The sequence below is a fragment of the Klebsiella grimontii genome, from assembly GCF_900200035.1.
Classification (GTDB): Bacteria; Pseudomonadota; Gammaproteobacteria; order Enterobacterales; family Enterobacteriaceae; genus Klebsiella; species Klebsiella grimontii.
Map to the genome: position 1 here is coordinate 298,900 of NZ_FZTC01000020.1, position 22,477 is coordinate 321,376.

At 48.6% G+C, this 22,477-nt stretch carries 21 protein-coding genes; 17 read left to right on the top strand and 4 right to left on the bottom strand.

Annotation, left to right across the window (positions count from 1 at the left end):
* The first annotated feature begins 9 nt into the window (after positions 1 to 9).
* From KOSB73_RS20195 to mobC, 11 genes are all read left to right on the top strand, one after another.
* Entirely contained in the window at positions 10 to 738 is a 729-nt protein-coding gene (locus KOSB73_RS20195; RefSeq protein WP_003036383.1) for a TrbJ/VirB5 family protein, read from the top strand.
* An 11-nt stretch (positions 739 to 749) separates the two neighbouring features.
* Positions 750 to 1,022, top strand: coding sequence for an EexN family lipoprotein (locus KOSB73_RS20200; protein ID WP_003036380.1), 273 nt, complete (start codon positions 750 to 752; stop codon positions 1,020 to 1,022).
* Positions 1,023 to 1,100: 78 nt separating this feature from the next.
* Positions 1,101 to 2,132: a TrbL/VirB6 family protein gene (locus tag KOSB73_RS20205; protein WP_003036377.1), complete on the top strand. Its 1,032-nt coding sequence runs from the start codon at positions 1,101 to 1,103 to the stop codon at positions 2,130 to 2,132.
* A gap of 89 nt (positions 2,133 to 2,221) precedes the next feature.
* Positions 2,222 to 2,362, top strand: a complete 141-nt coding sequence (locus KOSB73_RS30900) for a hypothetical protein (protein ID WP_020078407.1) — start codon at positions 2,222 to 2,224, stop codon at positions 2,360 to 2,362.
* Positions 2,355 to 3,038 carry a VirB8 family type IV secretion system protein gene (locus KOSB73_RS20210; protein ID WP_003036371.1) on the top strand — a complete coding sequence of 228 codons (684 nt, stop codon included), beginning with the start codon at positions 2,355 to 2,357 and terminating at the stop codon, positions 3,036 to 3,038. The genes KOSB73_RS30900 and KOSB73_RS20210 overlap by 8 nt, the downstream gene beginning before the upstream one ends.
* Positions 3,035 to 3,925 (top strand): P-type conjugative transfer protein VirB9, encoded by an 891-nt coding sequence (virB9, locus tag KOSB73_RS20215; protein ID WP_003036368.1) that lies wholly within the window; start codon positions 3,035 to 3,037, stop codon positions 3,923 to 3,925. The genes KOSB73_RS20210 and virB9 overlap by 4 nt, the downstream gene beginning before the upstream one ends.
* Complete coding sequence (virB10, locus tag KOSB73_RS20220; RefSeq protein ID WP_003036367.1) at positions 3,922 to 5,226, top strand: VirB10/TraB/TrbI family type IV secretion system protein; 1,305 nt, start codon at positions 3,922 to 3,924, stop codon at positions 5,224 to 5,226. Before virB9 ends, virB10 begins: the two co-directional genes overlap by 4 nt.
* The gene (gene virB11 / locus KOSB73_RS20225; RefSeq protein ID WP_003036362.1) at positions 5,216 to 6,235 is read left to right on the top strand and encodes a P-type DNA transfer ATPase VirB11; all 1,020 of its coding nucleotides are present in this window, start codon (positions 5,216 to 5,218) and stop codon (positions 6,233 to 6,235) included. Before virB10 ends, virB11 begins: the two co-directional genes overlap by 11 nt.
* A gap of 60 nt (positions 6,236 to 6,295) precedes the next feature.
* Complete coding sequence (locus KOSB73_RS20230; RefSeq protein WP_003036360.1) at positions 6,296 to 6,598, top strand: TrbM/KikA/MpfK family conjugal transfer protein; 303 nt, start codon at positions 6,296 to 6,298, stop codon at positions 6,596 to 6,598.
* 699 nt (positions 6,599 to 7,297) lie between these two features.
* A complete protein-coding gene (locus KOSB73_RS20240; protein WP_023337491.1) occupies positions 7,298 to 9,157 on the top strand; it encodes a type IV secretory system conjugative DNA transfer family protein in 1,860 nt (619 codons plus the stop codon).
* A gap of 9 nt (positions 9,158 to 9,166) precedes the next feature.
* On the top strand, positions 9,167 to 9,913 hold the full coding sequence (mobC, locus tag KOSB73_RS20245) for a MobC family replication-relaxation protein (protein WP_003036354.1): 747 nt from the start codon (positions 9,167 to 9,169) through the stop codon (positions 9,911 to 9,913).
* Between the two features lie 193 nt (positions 9,914 to 10,106).
* On the opposite strand, the gene KOSB73_RS20250 is transcribed toward mobC, so the two are convergent.
* Entirely contained in the window at positions 10,107 to 11,054 is a 948-nt protein-coding gene (locus KOSB73_RS20250; RefSeq protein ID WP_003036351.1) for an ArdC family protein, read from the bottom strand.
* A 514-nt stretch (positions 11,055 to 11,568) separates the two neighbouring features.
* Here KOSB73_RS20250 and KOSB73_RS20255 point away from each other — a divergent pair.
* The 6 genes from KOSB73_RS20255 (at position 11,569) to qatD (ending at position 19,481) form a co-directional block, all read left to right on the top strand.
* A complete protein-coding gene (locus KOSB73_RS20255; RefSeq protein WP_003036348.1) occupies positions 11,569 to 12,603 on the top strand; it encodes an SIR2 family protein in 1,035 nt (344 codons plus the stop codon).
* A gap of 2 nt (positions 12,604 to 12,605) precedes the next feature.
* Positions 12,606 to 14,417 carry an ATP-binding protein gene (locus tag KOSB73_RS20260; RefSeq protein ID WP_003036345.1) on the top strand — a complete coding sequence of 604 codons (1,812 nt, stop codon included), beginning with the start codon at positions 12,606 to 12,608 and terminating at the stop codon, positions 14,415 to 14,417.
* Between the two features lie 124 nt (positions 14,418 to 14,541).
* Positions 14,542 to 16,476, top strand: a complete 1,935-nt coding sequence (qatA, locus tag KOSB73_RS20265) for a Qat anti-phage system ATPase QatA (RefSeq protein ID WP_003036342.1) — start codon at positions 14,542 to 14,544, stop codon at positions 16,474 to 16,476.
* The gene (qatB, locus tag KOSB73_RS31390; protein WP_023337495.1) at positions 16,476 to 17,351 is read left to right on the top strand and encodes a Qat anti-phage system associated protein QatB; all 876 of its coding nucleotides are present in this window, start codon (positions 16,476 to 16,478) and stop codon (positions 17,349 to 17,351) included. The genes qatA and qatB overlap by 1 nt, the downstream gene beginning before the upstream one ends.
* On the top strand, positions 17,348 to 18,715 hold the full coding sequence (gene qatC / locus KOSB73_RS20275) for a Qat anti-phage system QueC-like protein QatC (RefSeq protein ID WP_003036334.1): 1,368 nt from the start codon (positions 17,348 to 17,350) through the stop codon (positions 18,713 to 18,715). The genes qatB and qatC overlap by 4 nt, the downstream gene beginning before the upstream one ends.
* Before the next feature lie 13 nt (positions 18,716 to 18,728).
* The gene (qatD, locus tag KOSB73_RS20280) at positions 18,729 to 19,481 is read left to right on the top strand and encodes a Qat anti-phage system TatD family nuclease QatD (RefSeq protein WP_003036330.1); all 753 of its coding nucleotides are present in this window, start codon (positions 18,729 to 18,731) and stop codon (positions 19,479 to 19,481) included.
* A gap of 419 nt (positions 19,482 to 19,900) precedes the next feature.
* Here qatD and KOSB73_RS20285 read toward each other — a convergent pair whose 3' ends face one another.
* The 3 genes from KOSB73_RS20285 to KOSB73_RS20295 form a co-directional block, all read right to left on the bottom strand.
* Positions 19,901 to 20,704 (bottom strand): TIGR02391 family protein, encoded by an 804-nt coding sequence (locus KOSB73_RS20285; protein WP_003036327.1) that lies wholly within the window; start codon positions 20,702 to 20,704, stop codon positions 19,901 to 19,903.
* A gap of 21 nt (positions 20,705 to 20,725) precedes the next feature.
* Positions 20,726 to 21,205 (bottom strand): hypothetical protein, encoded by a 480-nt coding sequence (locus KOSB73_RS20290; protein ID WP_031617716.1) that lies wholly within the window; start codon positions 21,203 to 21,205, stop codon positions 20,726 to 20,728.
* A 78-nt stretch (positions 21,206 to 21,283) separates the two neighbouring features.
* Positions 21,284 to 22,222, bottom strand: a complete 939-nt coding sequence (locus KOSB73_RS20295; RefSeq protein ID WP_003036321.1) for a hypothetical protein — start codon at positions 22,220 to 22,222, stop codon at positions 21,284 to 21,286.
* Between the last annotated feature and the right edge of the window lie 255 nt (positions 22,223 to 22,477).

Here is a 22,477-nt window from a genome sequence, read left to right on the forward strand (position 1 = left end):
GTACTATCAATGCGTTCCAGGAATCACCGTCTGGCATTATTGTTATTTTTCTCGGCGCAGGCGTTCAGCGCCGGAATACCGGTTTTCGACGCCGTGCAGAATACCGAATCCATTAACCAGTGGATGCAGAAACTACAGCAATGGGAGGGTACGGTTACCCATTATAAAAGCGAACTTAATGCGTATAAGAAACAACTGGCTACCGCAACCGGCGTGCGGGATATTCAGGGTTTTCTCAGTGATGCCCGAAGCCTGAAAACCGATATTGATAATCTCCGTAAGAACGGTATTTCACTGGATGATCTGCTGACCACGCAGAACAGTTCATATTCTTATGAACTGCAACACCTTTACAGTAAATACAAATCGTTCAGCGTATGCAGCGAGGAACAGGAAGGAATAAAATATCAGGCCCTGGCCGACAGTTGCAAACAGATAATCCTCAATCAAGCAATGGCGATTGAGAATACCACTGACGTTGAAAACAGGATTAACAGCACACTCAGCGATATATCAGACTTATCTGACCGTATATCGAATGCGCAGGACTCGAAAGAGTCTCAGGATCTGGCTAACGCCATCGCGGCGAAAAGCGTACAGTTAAATGCGCTGACGAATCAGTGGGAGATGTCTGTCAGGCAGGCTGAACAGCGAACGACATTGCTGGAACAGCAAAGACAGAAAGCCTTTGAACAGCAGCAGCTAACGGCACCTGTTGCTGACCTTAATAATTTATAAGGAGGTTATCCGTGCTCAGATCCTTATTCACCTTATGCACACTCTCAGGCGTGATATTACTGTCCGGCTGCAAGGAAACCAAATCCGAAGCCTGGTATAAGCAACATCCTGACGAAACTTATGCGGTTTATACGCAATGCCTGAAGGATGGCGAGGCAAGCGATAACTGCGAATTTGCCCACCGGGCAGCACTTATGTTTGCACAGGAAGGCCAGCCCGGGGTTAAGGAAAAATTCGAGGCGATATTTCAGCAGGAAGCTGCAAAACGAAATGCAGTGACATAGTAATAATATTTCCTCCAACAAAACAGGGAATTCTCCCTGTTTTTTTATTTCCTTTCTTTAAATATCAGGTGAGGCACCATGTCCGGTGGTATTTTTGTTGGTATGGACAAAAACATCATGGATGGACTGAATGCTGTACTGGAAGGTCAGTCTTCCACTTACGGCACGATGATCAGCGTCATCATTGTCAGCTCTTTTACCTTATTTATACTGTATCGCGGTTATCAGACACTGGCTGGCAAACTCCGGACCCCGGTTGAAGATGTCGTCTGGGATGTGGGGCGAATGTTGCTGATCACCACCTTTGTGTTAAACCGGGATGGCTGGCTTGATATGGCGGTAGCGGCTATCCAGGGACTCAAAGACGGTGTCAGCGGCGATGATAATATCTGGGCGCTGCTCGATACTGTCTGGGGAAAGGCACAGGCGCTGGGGCAAAAGTTATTTAATATGGACACATCAACTTACGTCAAACTGAATGGCGGCCTTGCCGAAGTGCTGGTATGGGGCGGCTCTATTGTCCTGCTGATGGCAGCCACCTTTGTCAACCTGCTCGCCGAAATCACCATCCTGTTAATGACCACCACCGCGCCGCTCTTTATTTTCTGCCTGCTGTACGGTTTTCTTAAACCGATGTTTGATAACTGGCTGAAAACGATTTTTGCGGCAATATTAACGATCATGTTTTCCGCCTTATCCATCCGTATCGCCATTAATTACCTGAATAAGATACTGGATGCTGCAACAAAAACATCCGCTGAAACCAATATGGTCACGCTGGCGGCGCAGTGCCTGCTGGCCGGGATAGCGGCAGGTGTGATGGTCTGGTTCTCCGCGAAGCTCGCCAGCGCACTCAGCGGGGCCGCCGTACAGGCGGTGCTGCAGGGGGCAGCCATGAGTGGCCTGAGCGGACTGGCGAACAAATCCGCCGACCTCGCCGGAGCGGGGGTAAAGGGCGGTGCCCGCCTGACTGCGAAAGGCGGCATGGCCGTCGCAGCGGCGACCGGCAGACTCACCGGCGCAGGCGCGGGTAAAACCGTGAGCGCCTGGCAGAAACGCGCCGCAGCCATCGAAAGCATGAAACGCCTGAACCGGCAGCGTCACCGTTAATCCTCCCGATCCTTAATTTCCTTTCCCCGTCACGCCGTGGCCTGCGCCACCGGTGCGGCATTCCTGCATCCATACGATAAGGGGCTTCCATGAAATTCAGCATCATCCTTCTGATGCTGTGCGCGCTCACGGGCTGCGCACGGCATCAGGGCGACCTCCCACCGGTATCCGGCGAACCCGAGCCAGTGAATTCCCCCGCCATCATTCAGGAGCTGACTCACCATGTCTGATATTCAGAACATTGTTAATGTTTCCCGCTCTTTTGAATCCATACTGCTGGAAAAGGAAGAACGTTCCCGAAAAACCGCCTGGCGGGTGGCCGCTGCCGGACTGGTTCTGGCCGCAATGGCGATTGCGGCCATTATTATTCTGCTGCCGCTGAAAACCTCCGACACTGAATTATGGTCAGTGGATAAACAGACCGGGCGCTATGAATATATGACCCGCGTGAAGGAGCGGGATATTGCTGCTGAAAAAGCGCTGGCACATTCACTGGCAGCACACTATGTCAGACTTCGCGAGGGATATAATTATTTCTCCCTCCAGCGTGATTATGACGACGTGCAGTTATTTAACAGCGACAGCGTGAACCGGGACTATCTGGACGGGTTTAACGGCGACCAGGCACCGGACGTGATTTTTAATAAGGCGGAATATGTCGTTTATATCGCCATTATTTCCAATGTGCATGCGCCTGCCACCGGGCCGGATAATCTGGCAACACTGCGTATTAAGCGCACAATCCGTCGTGTTGCTGATAATTCCGTGAAAACGGATGTGTGGAATATCCGCCTCACTTACCGCTACGTCCCGCACCGGCAACTGACCGACAGCCAGCGCGAAGTGAACCCGCTGGGCTTTATCGTCACCAGCTACCAGCGCGATAAAGAGCTGGGGGGGGAATGATGCTGAAACATCCCCTGCTCCTCTCTGGCTTAATGGTGTCATGCCTGGCATGGGGCGCAGCGACACCGCGCGGCAGCGCGTATGACAGCCGGATGCAGAACGTCACGTACAACAGCCAGAACGCCACGGTCGTCAGTACCCGCCCCGGCTACGTCACCATGCTGGTGTTTGATGACGGTGAAACCGTTATCGATGCGCAGGCGGGTTTCCCCAAAGGCTGGACCGTGACGAAAAGCGACAACCGGGTGGGCGTCAGCCCGAACCCGATTACCCAGCCGGTCACGGACGCCAGCGGCAACAACGTCAGCCAGGTGTTTCTGCCGACGGCAAAAGACTGGAAAACCAATCTGTTCGTGGTGACCTCGAAGCGCGATTACAGCCTGGAACTGAACGTGCTGGATAAAGACTCGCCCGCCCAGGCCTTTGTTATCCGCTACCGCTATCCCGACGAACTGCGAAAAAAGTCTGCCGCCGCCAGCGCCGCCCGTCAGCAACATCAGCAGGAAGCACTGGACCGGCAGCGGATAGCGGCGGCATTCGGGCAGGCCACCACGCCGCGCAACTGGCGCTATACAAAACGGGTGGCAGCTGGCTCAGCCTCCATCGCCCCGGACTTTACCTGGGATGACGGTCGTTTTGCGTATATCGGTTTTTCTCCTGCGAAAACCCTGCCATCCGTTTTCCGGGTGGTGAACGGCCTGGAGCAGGCGGTCACGCCCCGAACCATTAAACAGGGCAACTACACCGTGATGGCGGTTCCGGCATCGCCGCAACTGGTTCTGCGTTACGGCACCTCGGTGGTGGGGATCGAAAACGACGGATCCGGGCGTATCCCGCTGACCAACAGTGACACCGTTTCGCCGTCCGTTACGCTGGAGGCAAAATGACCGACAAATCTTTCCCGGACGAACCGGAAAAAACCACCGCAGAACGGGAAGCGGAAGCCCGTGAACGCGCCCACGCGGCAATGGCATATCAGGAGCCGGAGCAGAAAACGCCGCCCGGTCAGCCGGAAGTGACCCGTTTCCGTAAAGCTTCAGGTCGCCGCATGCTGATCGTCAGCCTGCTGAGTCTGGTCCTGGTCATCGCGCTGGCATCCGGTGGCGATCGTCTTCTCAGCGCCCTGAAAACGGGTGATGAGAAAGAATCTGGCACCGCGCCGCCCTCCTCCGGTACGGTGCAGCATGAGCGTAAGAATCTGGGTCTGGACAGTAACCCGTTTGGCCTGTTCGGGCCTGGGAGGCAGGAAAGCACAGACCCTGCCAGTCAGAGCGCCCCGGCCACTCCAGCTCTGCCGCCCGGGCCGCCCGCCCTGAACAAGGCGGCAGCACTGGCAGACGGGCTGAACAGCGACAGTACAGGGTCAGGCGACGATACACGCACGTCCCGAAGCGGATCGCGCAACAACGCGGGAACGTCGGGCAGCCCGTCAGCCTCCACGGCGTACACATCCTGTCAGTCTGTACTGGTCAGTGGCGAAGATGGACGTCTGCGCTGCCCGGATACGACAGCACCGGCAGGCAGCAATAACAACGACAATCCGGGCGTTGCCAGTGTCACTGGTGTCAGGCGGCTGGGCCTCGATCCCGATCTCTATATCCCGGTGGATCGTTATATTCCGTGTTCGATGATGCGGCGCTTCGTATCCGATGTTGGCGGTCATATCTCCTGCCTGATTGGGGAGGATGTCTGGAGCGCCAGCAACCATGTGAAGCTGATCCCGGCCGGAACAGTCGCCCGTGGCGTCTACCGCACCGGCGCACTGCAACACGGGCGCAGCCGGATGTTTGTGCTGTGGACGGAGCTGCGCACGCCGGAGCCCGGCAGCCTGCAAATCCCGCTCACCGATACGCAGGCCACCGGCCCGCTCGGCGAGGCAGGGATCGCGGGCTGGATCGACAGCCATTTCTGGGCGCGTTTCGGCAACGCCCTGATGCTCAGTACCGTGCAGGACGTGGCGGCAGCGGCATCAGATGCCGCGCCGGGTAAAGACCGCAATACCGACTATACCGAAAACACCCGCGCCGCCACGGCGGAAATGGCGAAAACGACGCTGGAAAACAGCATCAATATCCCGCCCACGATGTACCTGAACCAGGGCGATGTGATCGGCATCATGACCGGTACGGATATTGATTTTTCCTCTGTTTATCAACTACGGCTGAAAAAGAAATGGTATGAACGCTGAAAACCTGTCACTGGATTTTATGAAAAACCGGCTGTTTGGCGACTTTCTTGCTCAGGATGGCCTGACAGAAATTGCTGTTAACCGGCCGGGTGAGCTGCATACAAAAATTCGGGGAAAATGGCAAAAACAGGCATCCCCCATCACGTTGCGTCAGTGCCATGCTTTTGCCAGAGCGCTGGCGTCCTGGCATGACGATAATATTGACGATACATCACCCATCCTTTCTGCAACATTAGGATCTGGCGAACGTATTCAGGCGATTATTCCTCCGGCCTGTGAACGTAATACGGTGTCCATTACGCTGCGCAAACCCTCGTTTGAGCAGAAAACACATCAGTCATGGATTGATGCGGGATTTTATCAGCGCGTGGCCGGTCAGGAAAAAACGGAAAGTCAGGATAATGCACTAATCCGGTTATATCACAGCGGGGATATTCCCCACTTTATGGAAAAGGCGGTGGAATACGGCAAAACGATTTTTATTGTGGGTGAAACCGGCTCCGGCAAAACCACCTATATGAAAACGCTGCTGCATTATATTCCGCTGCATCTCCGTCTGGTAACGATTGAGGATAATCCCGAAATCCGTTTTTATCACCACAGCAATTATGTTCATCTTTTTTACCCGGCGGATGCCGGGGATAATGCTATTGTCACGCCCGGCAGGCTGATCCGTGCTAATTATCGTATGAACCCTGACCGGATATTACTGGCGGAAATTCGTGGGCGGGAAGCGTGGGACGCGCTGAAAATTGTCGGCTCCGGGCATGAGGGGTTAATCACCTCCCTGCATGCGGGCTGTCCGGCAGAATGTATTGAAGGGATCATTGACCGCTGCTATGAAAACCCCGACTGCCGGAACATTCCTTTTGATGTGTTGTTACGCAAGGTACTTAAAAGCATTGATGTCATCGTCAGCATTGATATACACGGCGATGTGCGCCGGATGAGTGATATTTACTTTAAGCCAGTTCATTTAAACAGCACGAAAGAGACATTCAGAAAATAACCCCGACAAATAACATTAGCCAAAAAACGCAACCTTTAATTAATCATAATGGTAACTGAAATGAAAAAAGCAATATCCTCCGTATTATTGTTCTGCGTTATTGCATCATGTTCAACATCTGTACTGGCTGCTGATGCCTGCGAGGTGGTGTTATGTATGTACGGTAAAGCAACCGGAAATGGCGGCGGCAGTGAATGTCATTCCGCTGAACGTGCATTCTTTAATATCGTGATAAAGAATAAACACGGCTTTCTTCCTGACCATACGGCCGATGCCAGACAATCATTTTTAAGTGAATGTGATTTGGCAGACCCTGCGGCTATCAGTCAGATCATCAGTAAATATGGCCGCATTCGTGGTTAATACTGGCGAGACGGGCACAGAGCATGACGGTTTTCAGGTTTTTACGGCTTCTATTTTTCGCGGATTAAGAAGCGAAGAAACAGGGGCCGTAAAAATGAGGCTGCGGACAGAAATATTTTCGCGGGTTAAGGAGCGAAAATAATTCAGGCACCGCACCTCACCTGCAAACAGCCGCGCCCACGCGGATTTTGCAGGCCGGGGGGAGCCGGATAAATTTCGCCGCCCCAGCGAGCGAAAAGCTGTCGCCCACGACAGCGGTTTACCCGGGGGGCGCAGCCCCGCACACCGTCGCAGCTAAGTCTCCGGCCCAAAGCCGGTAGCGTGGCGCGACCACCCTCTTTAAAGGTCAGCTTCCCTTTTATTCCCGCTGCGAGGAACGAGCAAAGGGAAGAAAAAGGCGAAAGCGACCGTCTTAAAGAGGGTGGTCGCGCGTAGCGGACGACGGTGTGCCGCCTTTGACCCTGGGGGTTTTGGCGTGGCGTCCAGCCGCGACATTACCCCCATGCACCGAGCAATAAGGGCGTCCAGCCCGCATGTACCGGCGCACGCCGTTTCGTGCAGGGAAGCATGCTTTCCTGCACATGGCCGCACAGCGGCCACCTTCTTTACCCCATACGCTCGCCCCGTCTTTTCGCCCGACACCGTGGGGCGAACTGATGGGGCGATGTCATGGGGCGAACTGCTGACGAAGGAGGCATCGTGATTTTGAATAAGCTGGCCGTTTCACTGTCGCCGATAGTGAATGGGATGCTGGCGGTGCTGGCTTTTGTGCAACAGCATCAGCTGATGCTGGCGCTGTTATCGGGGCTGACGATGCCGTTTTTCGCCTCGTTGAAAAGCGATGAACGGCAAAAAGCCCCGCTGTGGCAAAAGATGATTATTGCTTTTTCAATGCTGTGTTTTCTCTCCGGCACACTGGCCCCGATAGTTATCGGATCCTTCCAGTGGCTGTATAAGACCAGACTCACCAGTGATAATACGGTACTAGCCTGGTCAGCACGGATTGCTTTCACTGTGACCGGGATTATTTTTCATATTATACTTCGCCGGGTATTCACGCCGGAACTGGATAAAATAAAGAAACGCCTTGTTAAAAAAACCACCCTTGAACGGGAATTGCGCACCGATGTCCGCACCGTAAAGTCCCTGCTGCCGGAAACACTGCATTATGATCCGCTGGATTATATCGACCTGAATAAAGGCATTTTTACTGGCATGGACAGGGAGAACGAACCAATGTATCTCCCGTTAAATGACTGGCAGAAACAGCACGCGGATATTATCGGCACCACCGGAGCCGGTAAAGGGGTAGCTGCCGGGATATTGCTATATCAAAGTATTATTGCCGGTGAAGGAGTGTTTGTTATGGACCCCAAAGACGATGAATGGGCACCACACCTTTACCGGAAAGCCTGCGAGGATGCAGGAAAACCCTTTGCCTTAATTGACCTGCGAAAACAGCACTACCAGTTAAATCTGATTGAAGATATCACGCCCGATGAACTGGAAGAATTGTTCGTAGCAGGTTTCAGCCTGGCGGAAAAAGGGCAGGAATCGGATTTTTATCGCATTGATGACCGAAAAGCCGCGCGTATCGCCGCACAATTTGTCAGTGATAATCCATCGGCAACAATCCGTGATGTCTATAACGGTGATTACGTTCAGGGAGTTGCCGAAAAAATCAAAGCATTTTTCGGCAAGATTGAGGAACTGGCAATACTCAATGCCATTAACTCACCAGAAGGCTTTTCGCTTAAGCACATATTTGATGAGGGCGGCTGCTGTTATGTTGTCGGCTCCATGCGAAACAGCAAAATTATTACCGCCCAGCGCATGCTGCTGGTTCGCCTTTACCAACTGGCAGAAAAGCGCGATCGAGTAACAGACGTACCCCGCCCCATTGCTATTTATCTTTCCGAGCTGAAATACCATTTATCCAGACCAGCGCTGGAAGGTTTAGGTGCGGCGCGGGATAAAGGCGTACACATTATTATGGACCACCAGTCCATCGCCGATTTAAACGACTGCCCGGCAGATTTGAAAGGTGACGCCGTTGTCGGTGCGGTTGTTGAAAATGCAAAATTCAAGCTGGTATACCGGGTTATGGACCCGGATACAGCGGAATGGGTGGCGAGAATGTCAGGCACGATTCTGGTGGATGATGAACTCCGTAAAGCGAAAACGGATAATATGCTGACGGAAACGATCGACAGTGAGCGCACAATCCGCCAGGCCGAACGTTTCTTTATTGACAGCAATATGATCCTGAACCTGCCCGATTTTGTCAGCTTTATCTTTACGACAAAAACGCTACCTTCTGCTTCACTGATTTCACCGATAAAGGTCAGAAAGCGTCAGCTAAAAATCTTCTCGGTTTCCCCTGATATTGCCGCATCGGCGGCACCGGTGAAAATCGCACTGGATTTTGACGAGGATGATAAACCATCCATACAGGATGTAATGACAACGTACCCGGATCTTTTCTTCAACGGAAGCGAAGTCAAACCGGCAGAGCCCCAACCTGATGAGGGAGAACACCTGTCCCCGCTGGATTTTTAAGGAGCGGTTATGCTGATTTCGACATATCACGAGCGCCAGACACGCAACAGAGAAAAAATAAAACAACTGCTGAACTTCCTGAAAGAAGAAACCTACAGCGATTTCAAAACGCTGATGCTGCTATTTGGTTTCCGGGATCATAAATCGCTTTATTCGCTGCTGGCAAAAACTGAGAAAATGGGGTTAATCCAGAAGCATGTGCTTGAATCACGGACAATGAAGATTTCATTATGGGGGATCACCAGCGACGGGCTGGCGGTGGTGTTAACCCCGGATGATAAAATCTTTCCCGCGAGGTTTGAACCGTTCAGAATTACCGGCTGGACGCTGGAGCATCATCTTGATAATCAGGCCGCCAGACTTATTCTGGAGAAAAAAGGTGCTTCGGGATGGATTAACGGCGACCGGACCACTTTTATCAGCCAGTATCAGGTGAAACATCGCCCGGACGGGTTACTGACCCTGCCTGACGGTAACGTTATTGCCATTGAAACCGAGCGCCGCCTGAAAACCCGAGCTCGTTATCAGTCGATCATGGCAAGCCACCTGCTGGCCCGTACCCGCAAGCAGTGGATTTACGTTTTTTATGTTGTACCCGATCCACAGAAGAAGCGTGCACTTGAACTGCTGTTTGACAGCATCAGGCATGTCATCATCAACCATCAGCACGTCCCGCTGGAAGAACGCCACCGCCGGGTGTTTCGCATTTATACCCTTGATGAACTGAAACGCCTGTCATTAGACAGCTATACGTAAGCTTTTACACAGGCCAACATGGTGGCCTCACCGGCCTGGCGGCGATACCGCCAGGCCAGAAATTATTTATTCCACTGCGAGGCGCAGACTGTTCGGTACTCGCTGTGCTGCGTTCCGCCTCAGCCTGCGCCTTGCAGCGTTGCCGGTTAAAAACCATGTAACCGCATTCCCTTGCGGTTGTCCGGCTCCGGCCTCAGAGTTTATCCATCAGATAACGATGCGCTTTAGAGGCGGCGCTGGCCGCTTTGAAAATATAGCGCCTGTCGTTTTTCAGAGCTTTCAGCCAGGAAGCAATGTAGCTTTCATGTTGTACCTCTCCCTCAATCCCCAGGTCCGCCATCAGAAAAGCACTTCCCAGCTCCGCCACCAGTTCTTCCTCTGCATAATCCGCACTGCCAAACTTCCCTTTCATTTCACGGTTCAGGCGTTTTTTACCCCCACTCCAGTGGACAAGCTCATGCAGGCCGGTAGCATAGAAGTTAGCCGCATCAGCGAATAGATGGCGCTCCGGTAACCAGACTTCATCAGTTGATGGGCTGAAAAAGGCGTTTTGTCCTTTCTCAATGATGTTTGCGCCGCTCTTCCTGAACAGATTTTCAGCCTGCGGCAACGGGGCAAATGTCGCTTCCGGACTGACAGTTACCTTTGTCAGAGGCAAGCCGTCGATTTGCTGAACGTTAAACACGGTGAAAGTTTTCAGCATCGGGATATGGTCGATTTCTCCGGCGTCGTTTTCCTTCTCCAGCGTGGTGTAGAAAATGGCTGTAGTGCCACGTTCACGCGTGCGAACCTGTCCACCTACCGACTGGGCCTGTTTATAGGTCAACCAGCGTGAATCGCTGAACCCCTGTTTTGATGCACTGCTCCACAGCAACATGATATTCATGCCACTGTAGGCCACGCCGGTGGCGTAATTAGATGGCAATCCAGACATGCCGGATACACGCTGCCACGGGCAGGACCAGGGTTTAACACCGGCTTCCAGCGCTGCAATGATGTTGTCGGTAACGGTCTGATAAATATCCTTTCTGGTTTTAGAAAATTTCGTTTTTGAGGAGCCTGACGGGTCCAGCGGGGATACGCTGGTCGCCGCTGCGGTGTTAGGGGCGCTTGTCCGGGGGTAATGCAGGGAAATTGTCATGGTTTTTTCTCCGTCAGTGTGTGATTTTCGTCTTCGTATCGCCTGACGGTTCGCTTTCCCGGCATCGTTCTGTCCTGCAAGGGCGCAGCATGCGTGCCATTTACCCTTGCGGGACGGGTTGTGTTGGGAAACGATTAACCTGAAGTAGATACGGAGAACGAAAAGTGCACAGGAGAAAAAACTTGCCCCTGCATAGCGGGTGTAGCGCCCCTTAGTTCGCTGCGGTGAAATGTTGTTGGGAAAGGCAGTGTTTTGCATTAAAAATACGGTTCATGTTTTGCTTTCAGACTAGATGTTCACATGCCCTCTATTGATTATCGCACAGTGCTATATCTGCATATCTCTTAAGATCCGAGATACACGCTACCAGCTAAAGCTGAAGCAAAAAGAAGAAAATTAGTCCCAAAAAGTTCTCGATGACAGCTCGTAAAAGTGGTGCAATTATGTGCAGTAACGGTAAGATAATTCCTATCTACACACTAAAATTAAACTTAAGGAAGCGTTTACTGTGGCAATGCAACGAGCATACTACGGTCAGGATCGGGATCGAGAGTATTTTGAGCGTGTTTTTCAGTCAGCAAACATCAACTTTCTTATCGGCTCCGGAGCGTCACTACCAGCTATCCGCATACTAGGAGATATCGAAGCGCAACTAGAAGAGCACGTGCGTTCAGGAGATGACTTAGCCTATTTTCAGCAAGCAGGCGATTTTCTAACCTCAGTTTGGGAAGCTAATGACGTTCTACTCGATAGAACTCAGCAAGGTATACCGCATAGTCAACCCACGTTAGATAACGTAACTGTCACTCGCACCTATTACTCCAGTTTCCTACACTCTCTTGAAAAGATTCTTACCCAAAGAAGAACTGGCCTATTACCTAGGAGAATAAATCTCTTTACCACAAATTATGATCTGTTTATCGAAGATGCTGCCGTCAAAAGCTATAACGTTATCTTAAATGATGGGTTTAGTCGGCGAGGAAATTTGTATGGTGCACATTTATTTGATCCAGCCAGCTTCTACCATACGACTCATGCTACTGGAAACCTTTATAACTATAGCGTTGAGCTACCGACAATAAACCTGATTAAGCTTCATGGTTCTTTATCATGGCTTAAATATAAAAATGATTTTTACTACCAAGTACCCCCATTGAGACCTGTAGCTTTTGCTACCCATGAAGAACTAAGAAATTGGGTGCTATCACATGCACTCATTCTTCCCAGAAAGGATAAATTTCGCGAAACTCTTCTTGAAAATATCTATTACGATCTTCTTAGAAGTTATTCTAATGAATTAGACAAGGAAGGAGCATTGCTTATAGTTTTTGGTTTCTCATTTGCAGATGAACACATAGAGACGTTAACAAAAAAAGCGCTAAGAAACATGTCTCTTAAAGTTATAATATTTTCCTATAATGAAATTTCTCGAATCGCATTTATGGAAAAATTCAGAGACTACTCTAATGTGGAAATAGTTTACACTCCAGGTAAAGAATTAGATTTCACTAAGGTAAACGAAATTATAAATTGTTTTCTGAGGAGATAACTGTGGAACAAGAATTTATTCATGAAGAGGCAGTTCTCCGTGTCGGTGAAGTATGTGAGGTGTCAGGAAGAACAATAAGCATATTGGTCGATAAAAATAAAAACCTTAGCGATCTTTTTTTCCGTGGAAAAGTACTTAAGAACGTATCCGTTGGCGGATTTATCGAAATCAAGAAAGGATTCATGAGCCTAATCGGTAAAATAGAGGCAGAAAAGATACTTGAGGAGAAAAATCCATTAGGAAGCGGTGCTGAGTCCATACGTTTTCGCCGCTACCTGACTGTCTCTTTGTCGGGTTACGTTGATCGGAACGGTCATTTTACTGTCGGTACAAGGGAACTTCCCTTAATTGGAAACGAAGCATTTATAGTGACCGAAGAGATAATTCAGCTCATTCATCAGATAGTGAGAGCACAAACTTGTGCTATCACATTCGCCCGTACTGATCTTGAAGATATCGATATTACCCTACCTGTTAGCGGTTTATTAAATTCTCACATTGCTATTTTCGGTAATACCGGTAGTGGAAAGTCAAACACTCTGGCATCTCTGTACAAACACGGTTATGCCGCATTGTCTGAAATGCTAAAAGAGAGCTTTCAAAGCAAGTGTAAGTTTATATTGTTTGATTTCAATGGTGAATATGGTGCCGATGAATGCATAACCTCGGAGAAAATTGTCTATAACCTTAGCACTTATAATGATCAAGGGGATAAAATCCCTATGCCGGAAGGTGTATTACTTGAACATGAGATCCTTTCTGTCCTTACTGATGCAACAGACAAAACCCAGAAACCATTTTTAAGGCGAGTACTTGAACTCAAATCGGCAGTTCATCGCTCTGATGCCCCTATTGATTTTTTTAGAAATATACTCAAGAAAAAGATCAGGGAAACTTTGTGTGGTAGCGATAAGACACGTTGTGATGCCCTTCTTGATCTTTTTCGACCAATTTTTAACGATCATGAGCATATGACATCCGATCTAGAGTTTCATTTCGGTAGAAAAGTTTGGTTTAACAACACAGGTCGCTTTTTTGACTCTCCTGAAGATACGGAGCATTCAAACCTGTTCAGACTCGCAGAATCCTATGAATTTCCAAATGATGTTATAGAATCCTTGCTTGGATTCATGTATTTGCAGCTAATCCTCGAATTCTTATCCGGTCGCTCAAATCCTGAACACATAGCACCAGTAGTAAATAGAATGAGTGCAAACAGAAAAGATATTAGAAAAGTCTTTGATACCAATGGGAATAGAGATTTTTGGGGCAACAGTAATTTTGTAGTCATCAACCTGAATATGGTCAATCTGACCATGAAAAAAACACTTCCATTATTACTCGCTAAATGGGCCTATGCTGATAAAAAAGCAGGTGACCCCTACTCAACTCTCAGTCTCATCATTGATGAAGCACATAACATCCTGTCTAATACATCTTTTCGTGAAACCGAGAGCTGGAAAGATTATCGACTTGAAACTTTTGAAGAAATCATCAAGGAAGGGAGAAAATTCGGTGTATTTGTAACCCTATCGAGTCAAAGACCGAATGATATTTCCTCCACTATTATTTCTCAGGCGCATAATTATTTCATCCATAGGTTGATAAACCAGAATGATTTATACGCTATTGAGAAGTCAGTTTCTTATATTGACCGTCTCACCGAGGAATCAATTCCCACCCTTTCTACTGGCACCTGCATATTCAGCGGTGTGGTATGTCCAATGCCGCTGAAACTTCGCATCAATGAATTGGAGATACATCATAGCCCCCACAGCAGTACCATTACTTTTGAAGAAATTTCACTACTATGATCATGATTCAATATCAGAACAGTGCAAGATTAGAGATCTGCGTCTCTACTAGGGATAGCCCTATGATGTGCTCATTAATATTTTATTTGAATAAGATGAATAGCAACGACTATTAGGAAAAATAATGATTCTAACTGACAACGAAACAAAAATCGATCTGCTAAACAATGAGGCCATTGCCTCCACCATTATTGGATTGCTTCGAGAGCAGCTCAATCACCCAGTAACAATTGGTGTTCATGGTGATTGGGGTGCAGGTAAGTCGAGCGTACTCGAAATGATTGAGTCGGGCTTCTCCGACAAAGATGATGTTTTATGCTTAAAGTTCAATGGTTGGCGTTTCCAAGGATTTGAAGATGCAAAGATAGCCTTAATTGAAGGCATCGTCTCAGGTCTGGTAGAGAAACGTCCTGCATTGAAAAAAGTTGAAGGAGCTATTAAAGACGTATTCCGTAGTATCGACTGGCTAAAGGTTGCCAAGCGAGCCGGCGGTCTGGCATTAACCGCATTTACCGGTGTTCCGACACCTGAGCAAATTGGCTCCATCATCAACTCCCTGCAAGGTTTGGCTGAAGATCCCGTCAAACTTATGACGAAAGAAAATATCTCTAATACTATCAATGAAATAAAGGCGGTGACGAAAGAGGGAGAAACAAAAAATGTACCGATGGAAGTGGAAACATTTCGCAAAGCATTTGATCAACTACTGAAAGATGCTGGTATCAAGCAACTTGTGGTATTGGTTGATGATCTTGATCGTTGTCTACCTGATACGGCCATTGAAACTCTTGAAGCGATTCGTCTATTTGTATTTACCTCGCGGACAGCATTTGTTGTTGCTGCTGACGAGGCTATGATTGAGTACTCAGTGCGTAAGCACTTCCCTGACCTGCCTGACAGCACTGGGCCACGAGACTATGCCCGTAATTATCTTGAAAAACTCATTCAGGTCCCGTTCCGGATCCCTGCTTTAGGCGAAACAGAGACGAGAATTTATGTCACATTACTTCTTGCTGGTGCTGAAATAGGTGAGAATGACCCAGACTATGAAAAGTTAATCATCGTTGCGCGGGAAAAGTTGAAACGCCCGTGGACAAGTGGTGGATTGGACGCTGCCACGGTAAAAATAACTCTCGGCTCGCAAGCCGATAAAGCAAATAATGCACTAATTCTGAGTGATCAGATCGGACCAATTTTGGCTAGCGGAACAAAAGGTAATCCTCGCCAAATCAAGCGTTTTCTTAATACCCTCTTGCTACGTGACCGCACCGCAACAGCGCGAGGTTTTGGCGATGATATCAAACTGCCAGTACTAGCAAAACTCATGCTTGCTGAGCGATTTATTCCAAGATTGTTCGAACAGATCGCGTTTGTTGCGGCGATACATTCAGATGGACACTGCAAAGATCTTGAAGCATTAGAGACGTTTCTTACGATTTCCAATAAAAACGATGATAAACCAAAAGAAAAAAAAGCCGCAGAAGTATTATTGCCACCTGATAGTACGGTTTTGACTGAATGGAAATCTTCAGAAACGATAAGTGACTGGGCTCGGCTCCCACCGAAGTTATCAGGTCTCGACTTACGTCCCTACTTGTTTGTAACAAAAGATAAAAAAGATTATTTTGGTCCGGTATCAGTTTTGGGCCACTTAGCCGAGGTGGTCGAGAAATTGTTCGGCGGCAAAATGGCGGTTCAAAGTTACGAATCAGAGTTGAAGCAACTTGTGCAACCTGAAGCCGAAAAGGTCTTCGAGGCAGTTCGTAGCAAAATAATGAGCACAGCTACTTTTGATATCAAACCGGCAGGAATTGATGGTTTGAGCGTTCTTGTAAAGGCACAACCAAAATTACAGAGCCAGCTAATGGATTTTCTGGAGGCATTGCCAAATGATAAGTGTGGTCCTTGGGCTGTAAGTGGTTGGCAGAGTGCTATAAAGGATACCGAATGTTTAGCGCGTTTGACTGTACTATTGGGGAATTGGAGCAAACTAACTACTAATACCAGCCTCAAAGTCGCAGCCGAAGCAGCGCTTAAAAATCACAAAGGAATACATTAATGGGAACATCAACAGCTTATGGAGGGCCTGGCGGCGGGACTCCACTTATTCCATCATGGTTGGATAACGCCCCCCCGGCATCCCCGCAAGGCAATGGCCCAGGACAAGACGACCAGCAGCCAATAGATCGTCCTGAACCCCTGACTCCACCAAATCGCCCACCAATACCAGGTACAGCTGATCCGCAACGTTTCTCAAACGCGCGCAATAACTTCACACGATTTGCAGGGTCTGGTGGTTCAGATCGAGCAAGCCTCGGGCGGGCCATATCGAAGTATGTTTCAACGTCATCAGGTGGTGCTAGGCAGGCAGCACAACGTATGGGAGCTTCCAGAGGGGCGGGGGCACGGCTCCTCGGTTTCCTAGCGGAGGTACAAACAAGGGGTGTCAACGAAGCGCTACGCTCACTGAATTTAGAATCGCTAGCAGGCCGTCCAATCACTGAAATTTTCATTGGGCTAGCTGATTTCATCTGCCCAGGAGCAGGTACTGTTGATGAGGGCATTGCCCGTGAAGCATACATCGAGACTATCGTAGAACTTGCTAACGAAGGTCTCACTGATTTGAATACATTTACACCAGATCAAATGCAAACCGTTTTCGAACTATATGCTACTCACGCGATCGAAGCACGCATTTGTAATGACATTGGAACCAAAGCGGTGACGATGCCAATAAATGCGCATACAGCACATCTTGTTGAGCAGCAGGTGCGAGATTTCATCCGGGGTGGAGTAAGCGATGCACTCGCACGCGCTCAAATTGGGACAAATCATCTTACTCCAGAGCAAATTCAAGGATTCGTGGATACGATCTATGAGTCTGCGTTTAGAATTTTACAGGCTCTTGGCGATGCAGAGGCTAATAAACAATGATGCGACAACTCCTAGTTGGTCATTTCGGTTATGACGATTCATTTGACCCTGTAGCAGGCTTAGATGAACAGATAACTTCCCTACAGCTCGTCGCCAGCAAACAAACGTTGGATTATGGAATTGGTCATGCACTGTCCAGCCTTAACAATATCGGCATATTCCCAACAGAAATGGGCATTGACCTGTTGGTTTTAGCAGCCCATGTCCATGCTGCTGACACACGAATCTCGCGTGTTGAGCAATCGCAGGATTCGTGGACACGCGAGATAAGATTGATAGTACCTGTGAGTAATCCCTCTCGTTGGTATTCAGCAGCGCCAACCCTCAAAAATTCTCTTGATTTTTTAACCGGCGATCGCTGGACGGTCGATTTTAGGCCACGCCCCGAGCGATTTAATACTGTCGTCAAAGAAGCACCACCAACCCTGATTGCTCACCCATTTGATTCAGTCAGTTTATTCTCAGGTGGACTTGATAGTTTAATTGGAGCTATCGACTCGTTAGAGAGTGGAACTACACCGCTTCTGGTTAGTCATTTCGGAGAGGGGGCAACAAGTGATGCACAAACTAAGCTGTTTGCCGGTTTAAAAAAACATTACGTCAAATCATCTTTAGGGAGATTGCGAGTTGGTATGTCCTTTGAGGAAGGACTTGTGGAAGGCGTAAGTTCAGAGAATAGTACTCGAGGCAGATCTTTCTTGTTTTTTGCTCTCGGTGTTTTCGCAGGAACCGGACTAGGAAACCATTTCGTTTTGCGCGTCCCTGAAAATGGATTGATTGCTCTAAATGTACCGTTGGATCCACTACGATTGGGATCAAACAGTACTCGCACGACGCACCCATATTATATGGCGAGATGGAATGAACTACTTTCCATACTTGGCATCAATGGCGAAATTCAAAATCCGTATTGGAACAAAACTAAAGGGGAGATGGCTTCGTCTTGCCAAAATCCTTCTCTTTTAAAAAGCCTGATATCAGATTCACTATCGTGCTCATCACCGGCCAAGGCCCGTTGGTTGGGGCATGGCATTGAACAGTGTGGCTATTGTTTGCCATGCCTGATCCGCCGAGCAGCATTAATGGCAGCATGGGGACCTGATAGTGATCCAACGGTGTATACAGTGGCAGATCTTCATGCTCACCCCTTGGACACGCGCCAAGCAACTGGAGTACAGGTCAGATCATTTCAATATGCAATTGCTCGTCTGAAAGATAATCCGCAACTAGCAAGTATCTTGATTCACAAGCCTGGCTCGCTTGCGGATGAAGCAATGCATTTAGACCAGCTAGCTGGTGTATATCAGCGCGGACTTGCTGAAGTTGCGCGACTTATCGACGGTGTTTCGACAAGACCAGCTTGAAAAGGATATTTACATGAATGCAACTAAAGGGCTTGTCGATTTTCACTGTCACCTTGATCTCTACCCTGATCATTATTCAGCAGTCAGAGATGCAGAGAAAGCTGGAATATTTACATTGGCAGTTACGACAACACCGCGCGCATGGCCTCGCAATCACGAGATTGCAAAGCGTACGAAGTATGTCCGAGCAGCATTAGGGTTACATCCCCAATTGGTAGCCAACCATGAAAATGAACTAGAACTATGGGATCATTACCTATCGGAGACACGCTATGTTGGTGAAGTTGGACTGGATGCTGGTCCTCGCTTTTTCAAGTCACTCGATGCGCAAAAGCGAGTATTTCAACATATATTGCAACGTTGCGCTCAGGCTGGCGATAAGATCATTACAGTCCATAGCGTCAGAGCGGTCAAAATTGTACTAGACTTCATTGAAGCATATTTACCCTTAGGGCGTGGGAAAATTGTTCTCCACTGGTTCACTGGAACAAAGAACGAGGCGAAGCGAGCATTAGAGTTAGGATGCTATTTTTCTATTAATATGGAAATGATTAGCAATGCCAGACATATTCCTATGATACAGTCTATTCCAATTGAGCGAGTGCTAACAGAAACCGATGGTCCATTCACACGTATTGATAATAGGCCTTCACAACCAGCTGATATAGAAAATACTGTAGAAGAACTAGCCCATTTATATGGGCTATCCACGAGTGATATGGTCTACGTCATTCGGAATAATTTGCGGACCCTAATCAGTTATTGAAGGCAACCTTACTATGATTAAATGAAAAAGAGATTGGTGTTCATCTTGGTGGTCTTGACAGAGAAGTGACTCAAGTTTCGCTTATATATTAGCTTGTAACTGAATAAGGCAATCCCAATTACAGAGCCAAATTTGAACAGCCTGATTACTAGCAGGCTTTTTGCTTTTGTGCACCAATGGAAAAGAGTTCAGTCTCGGAACTGGGGGGCCTGTTAACGATTGTTGCAACCAGCTCTTCAGACGGAGATAAGACACACTATGTTACTTAAAAAAATAGATATCAGCAAATTAAGTCATATAAATAGATAGATGAAGGTTATTGAGAGATAATCATCAATTTAGAATTCGGATTGCTTTCTTATAATGATGGTACAGCAAGATCAACACTGTGTAGCTCATGCAACTCCACTATGGTGCCGCTATAGTTGTTTCTGCGTGCCATCCAGCTTGCGATGAATAAGCGAAACCAACGTAAGGATGTCCAGCGCATCCAGTTCAGACATGGGCCAATTCTTCTTAGGCGCATGGGCTAGTGGATTGCGCACAGCACCGAATAGACCAATCAGTAGATTCGCAAAACCTTTCTGTTCGCTCTTTTCTGAGTCGGTGGTGAGCGATCCCAAAGTCAGAACAGGTTGTTGTCCGGTAAATGCCTTGTTCACCAAGTCAGCACCATCACCGCTCAACCCGGACAACTGACGAATACGTTCCGCAACCCCCTTCGTCGCCTCGAAGACGGCATGAAAATAGTTTTCGTCCAGAAGTTCGGCACGGCAATAGTTCAAAACTTCCGCATGCACAGCACGGCTTTCGAGTGCAGCCTTAAGTCGCCCGGCGCGGGCTCGAGCAGAATCCAGAGTCGTTACTTTAGCAGCGCTCGCGACCTTACCATCCTCACGGATATAAAAACCGGAAAAAGCCAGGACAACATTGAGTTCATCACGTCGCCAGGCAAACACCGATGGATCACGGGCGTAATTAACCGGGTTCATCGCACGGTTAATGAACATAATAAGATGGTTGCCGACCTGATACTGGTTCTGCGCACCTGCGAGCGCATTAAACAGACGTTTCCACTTTGTCATTCCTGGCGATGTGTCCGCAACTTTAATTTCTTGTAGCAGTCGCTCGATCTGCGACCCACTCAAGCCACGTTCGGTATCAGCAAGGACGCGACAGGCGGCCTCAAGGTGCTGAGAGTTGAATGATGGAATACGTATCATGAATTATCTTTCTATCACCTCTCAGACCCACTCGAGCGCCGTGATGATCGATTGCCCTTCGGTGCCGACCTCCACAAACAGAGCGTGCTCGTAACCAAGCTGCTGCTTATAACCTCGAAGTTTTAGTAGATCGATCTCTCTATCGACGCGACTCGTTGATTTTTTGAACTCCAAGACCAAATGATTCTGTCGTGTACCTCGGCGATGCACGATCACATCTGGAAATACTGTCTTTGCCTCAACGTCTTCGCTGTCTGGATAAAGTTCCAAATGTCTGAGCCGTTTAGGTTCAATGCTGTCCCGGTTGTATTCGCAATCTACAGTCCAACCGGGGAAACATTGCTGGAGGTACATCGCAAAGCGAAAGGTAATCGACCGTTCGTTAGCATCGATACCGAGAAGATCATGATCAATGAATAGTAGCTCGGACAATGCATGTGACACAGCTTCGCCTGGTGCATATTGGTTGAGGTAGTGAATTTGTTCCGGGGTCAGTGCCATCATCACATTCGCATACTTAAGAAATTATATTGGGCTTTCAAGAAGAATGAGTACGCTGTAGGTTCCATTTTTCATTGCCTAACTAAGGCTCACACTGAAGGAAGTATACACTGATTGAAACGTCGTGAGGATTCTCTGTCTCGCGTCGTCTAGCTCGTCAGCCACGCGTTGCGTGAGCGTAAACGTGGGGCAATCGGGCTGACCACATCCACAAGGTCTGATTTCCCCTTCCTTAAGCCGAGTTACGAAGATGCGCCGCAGTTGGTCGACCTGACGAACCACTTTTCCCATCACTGTCTGGATGCGTTGATTTTTGAGATGGTGGATCGAAGGAATGCGCCTGATCTCGACGCCCTCACGCGTTCTCCACAAACCTGTATTTAGTGCGCCAATGGTATCTTCGATTGCCTTCTGAAAAGCAGGGAGAGAACTTTCTTGTTGAAACGGTGTGCGAAATGCTGGCCGGTCAAATACGGAAGCCATCAGTTGCAGAACATCGGCGTCGGAAAGGTCGGGAAAATCATCCGTGAATTTTTGAATATCAGCTTCAACATCAGGAAACTCGACGCCCTGGACAAAACGGTGCAGCAGATATTCAGCACGAAGACGCAAGTTTTCTTCGAACTCTACGCCCGACCATATCGTTACATGCCTGACGCCTAGGGAAGCTGCTGCTTGCTCGATGCGCGTTCTGCCAGCATCCGAGACCGCACCACGAGAGACGAACTTAAAGACGTCTGGGACACTGCCAGTTGCTTTAATCGACTTACTCATGTCGCTCTTGGCTTTTGCCAGTGTCAACGTGTCTCGGTTCGCGCATTGGATGATGGTCTTACGTGCTGGCTGGTCATCAAATGGTTCAATACCCGAGATATCTCGCCCTTGATCACCTCCTGATTGACCGTGCCAAATCAGATCATGCCAACCCGCGCGCAGGTGGTATGCAAAAACAAGGCGCTCGAACTGGATACCACTGTAGTCCTCAAAATGAACCGGAGAAACCGTTATCGTCGCCATACTCGCTCCTTTTCTGCTGCTATTAGTCTTCGGTAAACCTTACTACGTCCCTGTGAATTTCCGCCGTTACCCAATGAAAAGCACCAAATATTGGTGGCAAACCTTGCTTCACCAAATGCCCACGGAGTTTGAAATGCAGAATAACTTATTAGTAAACTGGACGCGACAGCAGCACTGTAGCTCGCGCACAAAACAAATCTCCGGATCGAGTGTCCTTAACGACCTGTCTCAATTAATCAAAAACGGAGTTCTGCT

Excerpts from the sequence above, each read along its gene's own strand:
- qatC (WP_003036334.1), top strand. The coding sequence starts at position 17,348 with ATGATGCGACAACTCCTAGTTGGTCATTTCGGTTATGACGATTCATTT.
- KOSB73_RS20230 (WP_003036360.1), top strand. The coding sequence starts at position 6,296 with ATGAAAAAAGCAATATCCTCCGTATTATTGTTCTGCGTTATTGCATCA.
- qatD (WP_003036330.1), top strand. The coding sequence starts at position 18,729 with ATGAATGCAACTAAAGGGCTTGTCGATTTTCACTGTCACCTTGATCTC.
- KOSB73_RS30900 (WP_020078407.1), top strand. The coding sequence starts at position 2,222 with ATGAAATTCAGCATCATCCTTCTGATGCTGTGCGCGCTCACGGGCTGC.
- KOSB73_RS20205 (WP_003036377.1), top strand. The coding sequence starts at position 1,101 with ATGTCCGGTGGTATTTTTGTTGGTATGGACAAAAACATCATGGATGGA.
- KOSB73_RS20250 (WP_003036351.1), bottom strand. The coding sequence starts at position 11,054 with ATGACAATTTCCCTGCATTACCCCCGGACAAGCGCCCCTAACACCGCA.
- virB9 (WP_003036368.1), top strand. The coding sequence starts at position 3,035 with ATGATGCTGAAACATCCCCTGCTCCTCTCTGGCTTAATGGTGTCATGC.
- mobC (WP_003036354.1), top strand. The coding sequence starts at position 9,167 with ATGCTGATTTCGACATATCACGAGCGCCAGACACGCAACAGAGAAAAA.
- KOSB73_RS20195 (WP_003036383.1), top strand. The coding sequence starts at position 10 with ATGCGTTCCAGGAATCACCGTCTGGCATTATTGTTATTTTTCTCGGCG.
- KOSB73_RS20295 (WP_003036321.1), bottom strand. The coding sequence starts at position 22,222 with ATGGCGACGATAACGGTTTCTCCGGTTCATTTTGAGGACTACAGTGGT.
- KOSB73_RS20285 (WP_003036327.1), bottom strand. The coding sequence starts at position 20,704 with ATGATACGTATTCCATCATTCAACTCTCAGCACCTTGAGGCCGCCTGT.
- virB10 (WP_003036367.1), top strand. The coding sequence starts at position 3,922 with ATGACCGACAAATCTTTCCCGGACGAACCGGAAAAAACCACCGCAGAA.
- KOSB73_RS20210 (WP_003036371.1), top strand. The coding sequence starts at position 2,355 with ATGTCTGATATTCAGAACATTGTTAATGTTTCCCGCTCTTTTGAATCC.
- qatB (WP_023337495.1), top strand. The coding sequence starts at position 16,476 with ATGGGAACATCAACAGCTTATGGAGGGCCTGGCGGCGGGACTCCACTT.
- KOSB73_RS20255 (WP_003036348.1), top strand. The coding sequence starts at position 11,569 with ATGCAACGAGCATACTACGGTCAGGATCGGGATCGAGAGTATTTTGAG.
- qatA (WP_003036342.1), top strand. The coding sequence starts at position 14,542 with ATGATTCTAACTGACAACGAAACAAAAATCGATCTGCTAAACAATGAG.
- virB11 (WP_003036362.1), top strand. The coding sequence starts at position 5,216 with ATGAACGCTGAAAACCTGTCACTGGATTTTATGAAAAACCGGCTGTTT.
- KOSB73_RS20290 (WP_031617716.1), bottom strand. The coding sequence starts at position 21,205 with ATGGCACTGACCCCGGAACAAATTCACTACCTCAACCAATATGCACCA.